General features: G+C 37.4%; 9 protein-coding genes, 1 tRNA gene and 2 pseudogenes. 10 read left to right on the top strand and 2 right to left on the bottom strand.

The window, feature by feature from the left end:
• The 6 genes and pseudogenes from QZ055_RS06560 to QZ055_RS06535 all read left to right on the top strand — a co-directional run.
• A pseudogene (locus QZ055_RS06560) lies at positions 1–218 on the top strand (translational GTPase TypA); the annotation flags it as partial.
• A gap of 260 nt (positions 219–478) precedes the next feature.
• Positions 479–1,198 carry a DUF4198 domain-containing protein gene (locus QZ055_RS06555; RefSeq protein ID WP_295825446.1) on the top strand — a complete coding sequence of 240 codons (720 nt, stop codon included), beginning with the start codon at positions 479–481 and terminating at the stop codon, positions 1,196–1,198.
• A gap of 146 nt (positions 1,199–1,344) precedes the next feature.
• Complete coding sequence (locus QZ055_RS06550; protein ID WP_295825443.1) at positions 1,345–3,591, top strand: autotransporter outer membrane beta-barrel domain-containing protein; 2,247 nt, start codon at positions 1,345–1,347, stop codon at positions 3,589–3,591.
• A 213-nt stretch (positions 3,592–3,804) separates the two neighbouring features.
• Positions 3,805–4,446: a flavodoxin family protein gene (locus QZ055_RS06545; RefSeq protein ID WP_295825439.1), complete on the top strand. Its 642-nt coding sequence runs from the start codon at positions 3,805–3,807 to the stop codon at positions 4,444–4,446.
• Positions 4,447–4,482: 36 nt separating this feature from the next.
• A complete protein-coding gene (locus QZ055_RS06540; RefSeq protein ID WP_295825436.1) occupies positions 4,483–4,941 on the top strand; it encodes a low molecular weight protein-tyrosine-phosphatase in 459 nt (152 codons plus the stop codon).
• A 129-nt stretch (positions 4,942–5,070) separates the two neighbouring features.
• Positions 5,071–5,145 (top strand) — tRNA-Arg (locus QZ055_RS06535).
• Between the two features lie 40 nt (positions 5,146–5,185).
• On the opposite strand, the gene QZ055_RS06530 is transcribed toward QZ055_RS06535, so the two are convergent.
• A complete protein-coding gene (locus QZ055_RS06530; RefSeq protein WP_295825434.1) occupies positions 5,186–5,602 on the bottom strand; it encodes a hypothetical protein in 417 nt (138 codons plus the stop codon).
• A gap of 107 nt (positions 5,603–5,709) precedes the next feature.
• On the opposite strand from QZ055_RS06530, the gene QZ055_RS06525 reads away from it, so the two are divergent.
• From QZ055_RS06525 to QZ055_RS06510, 4 genes are all read left to right on the top strand, one after another.
• Positions 5,710–6,549: a hypothetical protein gene (locus QZ055_RS06525; protein ID WP_295825431.1), complete on the top strand. Its 840-nt coding sequence runs from the start codon at positions 5,710–5,712 to the stop codon at positions 6,547–6,549.
• A gap of 34 nt (positions 6,550–6,583) precedes the next feature.
• Positions 6,584–6,841 (top strand): hypothetical protein, encoded by a 258-nt coding sequence (locus QZ055_RS06520; protein ID WP_295825429.1) that lies wholly within the window; start codon positions 6,584–6,586, stop codon positions 6,839–6,841.
• A gap of 314 nt (positions 6,842–7,155) precedes the next feature.
• On the top strand, positions 7,156–7,971 hold the full coding sequence (locus tag QZ055_RS06515; protein ID WP_295825427.1) for a class I SAM-dependent methyltransferase: 816 nt from the start codon (positions 7,156–7,158) through the stop codon (positions 7,969–7,971).
• Positions 7,972–7,980: 9 nt separating this feature from the next.
• Positions 7,981–8,310: a nitrous oxide-stimulated promoter family protein gene (locus tag QZ055_RS06510; RefSeq protein WP_295825425.1), complete on the top strand. Its 330-nt coding sequence runs from the start codon at positions 7,981–7,983 to the stop codon at positions 8,308–8,310.
• A 50-nt stretch (positions 8,311–8,360) separates the two neighbouring features.
• Here QZ055_RS06510 and QZ055_RS09425 read toward each other — a convergent pair.
• A pseudogene (locus QZ055_RS09425) lies at positions 8,361–8,464 on the bottom strand (glutaredoxin); the annotation flags it as partial.

Genomic DNA, 8,464 nt, shown 5'->3' with positions numbered 1-8,464 from the left:
ATGTTAACCCATGTAAGAAAAAACACGTTACTAACATGCGTTCCAGCTCCTCTGACGAAGCAGTACGCTTGACTCCACCTCGTATCTTCTCCTTGGAACAAGCTCTTGAGTGGATTAACGATGACGAACTCGTTGAAGTAACACCTGAAAGCATTCGTATGCGTAAAACAATCCTTGATCGTAACGCACGTGCGAAAGCTGCTAAAAACAAAAAATAATATCATTAGTGATATAAAACGACGCTCCTATGGGGGCGTCGTTTTTATTACATATAACAAAGGGGATATTCCTATTTATTATATTCATATAAAAACAGGTGATAATTTTATCATTTATGATTGATAGGAATATAGAACCTTGTATATATGGAGTTTGCATAATAACTTGCTGATACGGGTATCGGTATGTACGGAATATCCATGACGATGTATAATAATAGCAAGTTTGTTGAAATCAATTATTGATTATGGAGGTTCTTATGAATAAGAAAATTCTAGCTTCTTTATTTGCTGTAGGTTTAGCTGCAGGTAGTGTATGCTCTTCTGTTGATGCACATGGTGTGTTCTTCGCTAACCGCTTAGATGAAAAAGCGCTAGTACTTGGCGAAGGCCCTGTTGATGATGCGTATAGCCCAGAAATGGTAAAAAGCATCATTGGCCTAGATAACAATGGCATGGTAATTCCTGTACAAGTTATTAAACATGAGAAAAATGTAGTAGTTGTACCAAATGATAAATTGGGTATTACAGTAACTGACTTCGACTATGGTTATTGGACAAAAGACAAAGATGGCAAAACTGTTCATAAACCAATCTCTGAAGTACCTGGTGCTCAAAAAAGTACACATGCCATTAAATATGATGTTCACTACTGGAATGCAGAAGCAAAACCTTTTAATAATAAAAATGCTTTCATTCAAATCATTCCATCTGTTAACCCATTAACTCTTAGAAAAGGTGATACATATGAAATTCAAGTCTTGAAAGAAGGCAAACCATATGCAAATGCACCTTTAATCAAAGACGTAATTAACGATCTTACTAATGAAAGCCAAGCTGATGCTAACGGTAAAGCAACAGTGACTGTAAGCGCTAATGGCCTTAACGTAGTAGGTGTTGAAGTAGGCTTCCCAACACAAACTAAAGGGGAACAAAACAAATACTTCAGCGCATTATCCTTCATCATCAATCCTGAATAATAGTGTGTACTATTTAATGAGTGTGTAGTTATAAAAGACCTCCTAAGTTGGACTTAGGGGGCCTTTTTACATTTTTGAGCAAATAAAAATGTAAATGTGTTCTGTGAGGACGCTTGCCTACAAGGTAAGTAAAAGGAGAGATTATTATGAAGTTACATCGCCATTTATCCGCTATGATGGCTGCCTTAGTGTTGACTGGTATTTCTTATACTGCTATGGCTACAGAAATTAATGCTTCTAGCGATAAAGCAGAGGAATTACTCGGTTTAACAATGGGCTCACCAGTACAAACGCAACCTGAGGTTAAACACATAGAGGATACATTAACAGTTAATGTACATGGTAAAAGTTTAACAGAGGCAGGTAAAAGTAAGAATGTTACAGGTATTTATAATGGCTTTGGGGCACAACTAACGGTAGATAAAGACCTTATTGTACGATTAAAGAATGATGCACCAGCATCGAAGAGAGAATTAGGTCATTATTATATGAGTGCAGTCTATGCTGGTTATGGCGGTAAGGTACCACGTCTAAGTAAAGATAACCCTGATCGAGACTATGGTGATACTAATATTCATGTGAAAGGTAATGTAGATATCGATGCTATCGGCTCTGGTTTACAAGTCAATCAACGAGGTCATATCCTTGTTGATGGAGGCGGTAAGATTATCACTCATCCTGTAGAAACATCTGATACCTATTCTGTAGTAGCAGAAGAAGGGGATGTATATGTTAATGCAGGCGCTGATGGCAAACATCCAGGCACTCATGACTTAGTTGCTGTTGGTAATGTAGGCCTTATCAACAAGGATTATGGCCGCGATCCAAATCACAATGTAGAACCAACTAATATAGCACTAGCTTTCACAACACCTAACTCTAGCCTTACCGGTGCTGTTTTGAATGAATATGCTGAAAGCAATAAAAACTCTCATAATTCTGGTGCAGATATTTACCTACAAAACGAAGCTACTTGGAATAATGAATGGATTGGCATGGAGCGTCCTACACCTAAAAAAGAACGTCCATCAGGGGATAATGCAGCGTACCTATACAAGGGGAGTAAGGTTCGCAATCTTGTAGGTGGTGTTAACCCAACTGCAGCAGGTAACATTCATCCTATCGATGCGCGGCCTATAACAATTCAGAACTATAGCGGTTATGTGAATGCTATTTATAAATCTGGCGTACCAGCAAGCGAAGCTGGAAAAGGCCAAATCGTCGTTGAACATGCGGCGGATAATAGCCATATTACAATGCAAGGCGACCATTCCGGTAATACCATCGACGATGCAAGCTACAAAAAGGATATTCAAACATTAGCTGAGAAATTACAATACACAGGCTATGATAAGAAGCTTAGCACAACAGTTCAAATCAATGAAGGTGTTACTACACCTGGTGCTGTTGCAGACCTAGGGGCAGATCATTTTGATGCTCAAGGGCATCTCATTGTAGATGATACAACAAAAGTTGTTCGTGCTAGTGAATCATCGCTCGTAGGTGGCACAAAATCGGCCCTTACTTCAACAGTTATGGCCTGGAAAAATAATACGAATGATTTACAACGTCGTTTAGGTGACCTTCGTCTAGCTAATACAGATAAAGGCGTATGGGCTAAATATATAGGTGGTAAATCTAAGATTACAGATGGTGCTGATGCACATATGACATACAATGGCGTACAAGTTGGTTACGACCATAAGGCAACTAATGGTTGGATTTTTGGTGGTGCTATTGATTACAGCACATCTAGCAACTCTTATGCTAATGGCAGTGGCGATGGTAAGCTTGGCGGTATTGCCTTATATGGTACAAAACAACATGACGATGGTCGGTATATTGATATCATCGCTCGTGGTAATAGATTATCCAACGACTATAGCCTTAACTCAATTAGTGGACAACGATTGAATGGTAACTATCATACATTTGGTACATCCTTGAGTGCTGAATATGGCAAACGTATTAAAAAACAAAATGGTTTCTATATCGACCCTAGTGTAGAATTTATTCTAGGTCGTTTAAATGGTGTATCCTATGATGCAACTATTGCAGGTGGTGGATCCATGCATGTGAAATCTGATGCGGTCAACTCTGCGGTAGGTAGACTTGGCATTGGTATTGGTAAAGAAACAGAAAAATCTAATATCTTTGCAAAACTAGCACTAGCTCATGAATTCTCTGGTAAGGTAAATACTACATATTCTGCACCAGGTAATCCAACAGTACAAACAACTGTAGATTTAAAGGATACATGGCTTGATGCGGAAATCGGCGGCTCTTGGAGCATTCGTCCTAGTACATATCTATATGGTACATTCACTAAAAACTTTGGTGCTACCATAGATAATACATGGCGTATCGATGCAGGCGTTAGACATAACTTTTAATTAAATAGATAAAAACTCTGTAGTTGCTTGTGGGTAAGGTGCTACAGAGTTTTTTTATATAAAAGTGTCTATGTGAATTACTCTTTATCGGCAAATAGACAATATTAACTGGCTTGCTGTGATGGGCAGACTTTAACAATTTTGTATTTCTATGATAGTATATAAAGGCTAGTTAATATGTAACTTCTTAAGTAAGAGTTAGGAGGATATAATATGAAAGTTCTAATCGTAAATGGTAGTAGCCATATAAACGGTACAACAATGCAAGCTATACAAGAGGTACAAAAGGTATTCAGTGATGCCAATGTAGATACAGAGGTCATTCAGCTGGGCAATAAACCTATTCGTGATTGTATTCAATGCGGTTATTGTTTTGAACATGGAGAATGTGTATTCAAAGATGATGATGTAAATGCCTTTGTAGAAAAAGCGAAGGATGCAGATGGCTTTATCTTTGCAACACCTGTATATTATGCACATCCGAGTGGACGTATTTTATCCTTTTTAGATCGCGTATTCTTTAGTGCAGAAAGTGTAAAGCCAAATCCATTTGCCTTTAAACCAGGTGCATCTATCGCCGTAGCTCGTCGCGGCGGTACAACTGCATCCTTTGATGTACTCAATAAATACTTTGGTATTTCTCAAATGCCAATTGCAGGCTCTACATATTGGAATATTAGCCATGGTCTAGTAGCCGACGATGCTAAGCAAGATGAAGAAGGTATGCAAACCATGCGCAACTTGGCGAGAAATATGGTTTGGATGATGCGTAGCTTTGCTGTAGCTAAGGAGCAAGGGGTGCCATATCCAGATACCGATAAAGAGAAAAAAGTGTCTACGAACTTTGTACGTTAATAACTCATTGATTGTTGAGTTACTAGAGGAGTTATGATGGTTAAGGTTTTATTCATTTGCCATGGTAATATTTGTCGTTCAACGATGGCAGAATTTTATATGAAGCATATCGTTGCAAAAGCTGGACTCAGCGATTCTATTTATGTTGAATCTGCAGCTACATCTCGTGAGGAGATAGGAAACGATACTCACTATGGGACTAAACAAAAATTAGATGAAATGGGGATTCCTTATACGCGTCGTAAGGCTCGTCAAGTAACCTTTGATGACTATCATAATTTCGACTATCTCATTATCATGGACGAAAATAATGCACGAAATTTAAAACGTATCATTGGTGATGATGTAGATTCTAAGGTGTACAAGGCTATGTCTTTTGTTGGTGAAAGCCGTGATGTAAAGGACCCTTGGTATACAGGAAACTTTGACGAAACCTATGACGATGTAAGTCGTAGTTGTGATGCTCTATTAGAGTTAATTAAAGAGAATCTGTAATAAAAATAACCCCTAATATTAGTTGCTATACAACTTAATATTAGGGGCTTTTATGTATAAACCTAGTACCCATATATACTTTATACTATCGAACCATAGCGTAATATGGTATAATTTTTAGGTATTCATGCGCCTATAGCTCAGGGGATAGAGCGCCGGTCTCCGGAACCGGGTGCGCAGGTTCGAATCCTGCTAGGCGCACCAATTAAAAGGCTTCTCGAATTTCGAGAAGCTTTTTTGTTTACTATCTATATTTATTACACTGAATTCCCCTAGATTTAAATTCATTCATGAGTATATCTATTGATTTATCAATGGTTTCTTCATTAGTTATATATACCATCTTTTTATAATAGACCGTACCATCAAATTCTATCCAACGACTTGTCGTACCATTTAGTTTGCAAATCTTCATTCTGCCAGCCCAGCTTCCCATGCTGCGGAATTTTTTGCCCTTAGAGAAGCGTACTTCTCGAATATCTTTTAATTTATAGGTTCTTTTCATTAATCCAAGGCCTATAGAGACTTGATCATCTGTAAAATAAAGAAGTTTATAACGGTCTTCTGGAGACATGGATTTAATTATAGATAGGTTATAAGTAGCAAAAACTACAGCAATAGCTATCAATATAAACATTAGTATTATCATATAGCTTCCCATACTTTCAAGGCCTCCTTTTCTCTATTATAATAAATATAAGTAATGTATGAAATACGGTGTATAGTTAACTTTGAAGAGTTGTTTGTATTTAGCGATGGGAGAGAAACATGGACATACATGCACGAACTACTAAATGGAGTAAAGGCATATCTGAGATGGATGTATTATCCTTTGCTGAGAAGGAAATAGTTTGTAACAAGGTAGCTAAGCAATTATTCGTTATCTGTGTTACGATGGCTACTTTACTACTGATTGTAATTATAGCTGGTATGTTTGAATATCCATGGCTTCTGGATCATATGACGAATACAGCGAATACAGTGAGCACCGCTCATTCTCAAGCAGGGCGATCAGGTGGTACCATGACCAGTTTGGCCTATATGATATCCGTATTAGCAGTTATGCTGATACCTACAATGGGGATGTTTTACATTATCAAAAAACCTTTACTTAAAAGGGAAACAAGAAAATTAGTAGAGAAGAAATTAGCAGATGCTTCTAGTACAGATGATGTACTGACATCGGTATATTGGGCTTTTTCTAATCAAGAATATGGTAGTGATGATGCTTTCACCAAAGATATTATTGATTATATACCGGATAATAAAGATAACTGGAATCCTAATGGCATTGCTATTAATAATCGTAAGGTATGTATCGTTTATGAAGCATTCATTACAGGTTCTGAACAACTACGAAGTAATGAGCATATTGTTGACGTAACTGATTTGGATGAAGAGAATCGCATTGATGGTGTATTTCAAACCGATATTAAAGTCGAGTTAAGCGCAGAGAATAGACGATATTTTACTAATGTAGAGCTATTAAGAAAAATTCATAACCAAATTGCCAATAAAATAGAAGAGGGACAAGATTGTTTTGAAGGATTAGAATATGTAGGAACAGTAGATAGAATGCCAGTATATCGAGTTATGATTGGTGACTAATAGATCTATATCATTTCATGAATGAAACTTCATATTGGTTATCTTTGAAAAATGCGAACAAGAAGCACAAGCTAAGAGAGAAGAACGCCTTAAACAAGAGCGTGAAGTTGCTTCTAATGATGAGAGTGTAAAGACTGAAGAGAAAACTGATACAGAGGTACCTAAAGCTGATGTGCCTACAGCTGATGCACCTAAAACAAATGATGTATCTAGTTCTGTAGAGAAAAAAGAAGATAAATTTTTGTATATGAATGCTATAGCTGCACGTATAGGAACTCAATATGTAACATGATATAGGAAACCTCCACTCGAATGAGTGGAGGTTTTTCTATTCGGAGCTATATAGGCGCTGTGTTGTAGATAGGGATTCAACATAGAATATTATATTTAATAGTATGGAAATAATAAGTGAATGTGATTTGGGTAACACATTTTATTTTGAGAATAATGTACAATAAGAATGTCCTTAAGAAAATCTGAACATCCTAGGTGGAACACTAGGCATATAGGACGTGATGAATAACATATACATTATCTAATTAAGATTAATATAGTACTAAATTGTATCAATACATAATTTTGCTGTAGTGATACAGAGGAGATAGAATGACAAATACAATACAAGAGCTCACTGTCAATGAAGCGTGGCGTGATGAGCAAGATGCGTGGAATAACCGATCCAATTACTTTGTAGAAATGCACAATCGAGATGATCGTAAGGCGCAGGTTACAGAGTTTTTATCATTTTTGAAGGATGAAAATCTGTTACCTCAAAACGGCGGTCGTACGCTAGATGTAGGCTGTGGTGTTTGTGACTATGCACTAGGTTTGGCTCGTGAAGGGTATAAGGCAACAGGCATAGACTTGTCTGATGGTATGATCCGTGGGGCTAAACAATTAGCTGAGGCAGAAGGTTTAAATCTTGATTTATATATTGCCCCTTGGTCCGATGAAACTCGCCGTGAACTAAAATGGGATAAAGCCTTTGATTTGGCATATAGTATCTTCTGTCCTATCATGTTTGATGTTGAAAATATTCGAGCTATGCATGAAGCAAGTAAGGATAAATGCTTGTGGATTGCTTTCAGTGAACGCAGCGATGAGACGGTAGATATGCTGTCTGAACATTTCTTTGGTCGTGATTCCTTCCCATGGGATGGCAAGATGAAAGAGTGTTTAGCTGCTATTCATGAAATAGGGCATAATGTAAAAGTAACGTATAAGACGGTTCCTGAAACAGAGGTTATGAGACTTGATAAAGCAGTGAATTACTTTACGATGCGACTACACAACAATACATGGGGCGATATGGAAGATATGAAAGAGGAAATCAGAAATCTCATTGAACCTTTAGCTATTAATGGAGAGATTCATAATAAGACGGTTGATAAAGTGGCCTGGGTGTCCTGGTCTGTAAAATAGGAGAGTACTATGACAGTTGATGAAAAACGTAAGTTAGAATTAAAAACTATGTACCAAATTATTGGCATCTATTGTCATAATAAGCACCATATGCCCAAGGGGCAACTTTGCAAAGATTGTGAACAAGTTTGGGAATATGCAGAGCATCGCATTGATGCATGCCCTCATATGGAAACGAAAACTTTCTGTAGTGTTTGTAAAACTCATTGCTATGCGCCTACATATCGTGAAAAAATTCGGGAAATCATGCGCTATGGAGGCCCTAGGATGTTATTGGTATCACCAATCCAAGTCATTAGACATATGTATCTAGAATGGAAAGATAAAAAAAGAGGCTAGCATTGCTAGCCTCTTTCTTAATTGTGTTATCACATTTTTGTGTAATAATCTTACGCGAGCGCTTTGTCCAATACAGCTTTGATTAAAGCTTTTGTTTGGTCATAGCTTTCACCAGGTTGAGCCTCGTATTGTTTGTCGAGGTCGAACCACAAGT

The sequence above is a fragment of the uncultured Veillonella sp. genome (assembly GCF_905209685.1).
Classification (GTDB): domain Bacteria; phylum Bacillota; class Negativicutes; order Veillonellales; family Veillonellaceae; genus Veillonella.
This window is presented reverse-complemented; position numbering and strand designations above follow the sequence as displayed.

Coding starts and splice junctions, on each gene's coding strand:
- QZ055_RS06555 (WP_295825446.1), top strand. CDS start 479: ATGAATAAGAAAATTCTAGCTTCTTTATTTGCTGTAGGTTTAGCTGCA.
- QZ055_RS06550 (WP_295825443.1), top strand. CDS start 1,345: ATGAAGTTACATCGCCATTTATCCGCTATGATGGCTGCCTTAGTGTTG.
- QZ055_RS06545 (WP_295825439.1), top strand. CDS start 3,805: ATGAAAGTTCTAATCGTAAATGGTAGTAGCCATATAAACGGTACAACA.
- QZ055_RS06540 (WP_295825436.1), top strand. CDS start 4,483: ATGGTTAAGGTTTTATTCATTTGCCATGGTAATATTTGTCGTTCAACG.
- QZ055_RS06530 (WP_295825434.1), bottom strand. CDS start 5,602: ATGGGAAGCTATATGATAATACTAATGTTTATATTGATAGCTATTGCT.
- QZ055_RS06525 (WP_295825431.1), top strand. CDS start 5,710: ATGGACATACATGCACGAACTACTAAATGGAGTAAAGGCATATCTGAG.
- QZ055_RS06515 (WP_295825427.1), top strand. CDS start 7,156: ATGACAAATACAATACAAGAGCTCACTGTCAATGAAGCGTGGCGTGAT.
- QZ055_RS06510 (WP_295825425.1), top strand. CDS start 7,981: ATGACAGTTGATGAAAAACGTAAGTTAGAATTAAAAACTATGTACCAA.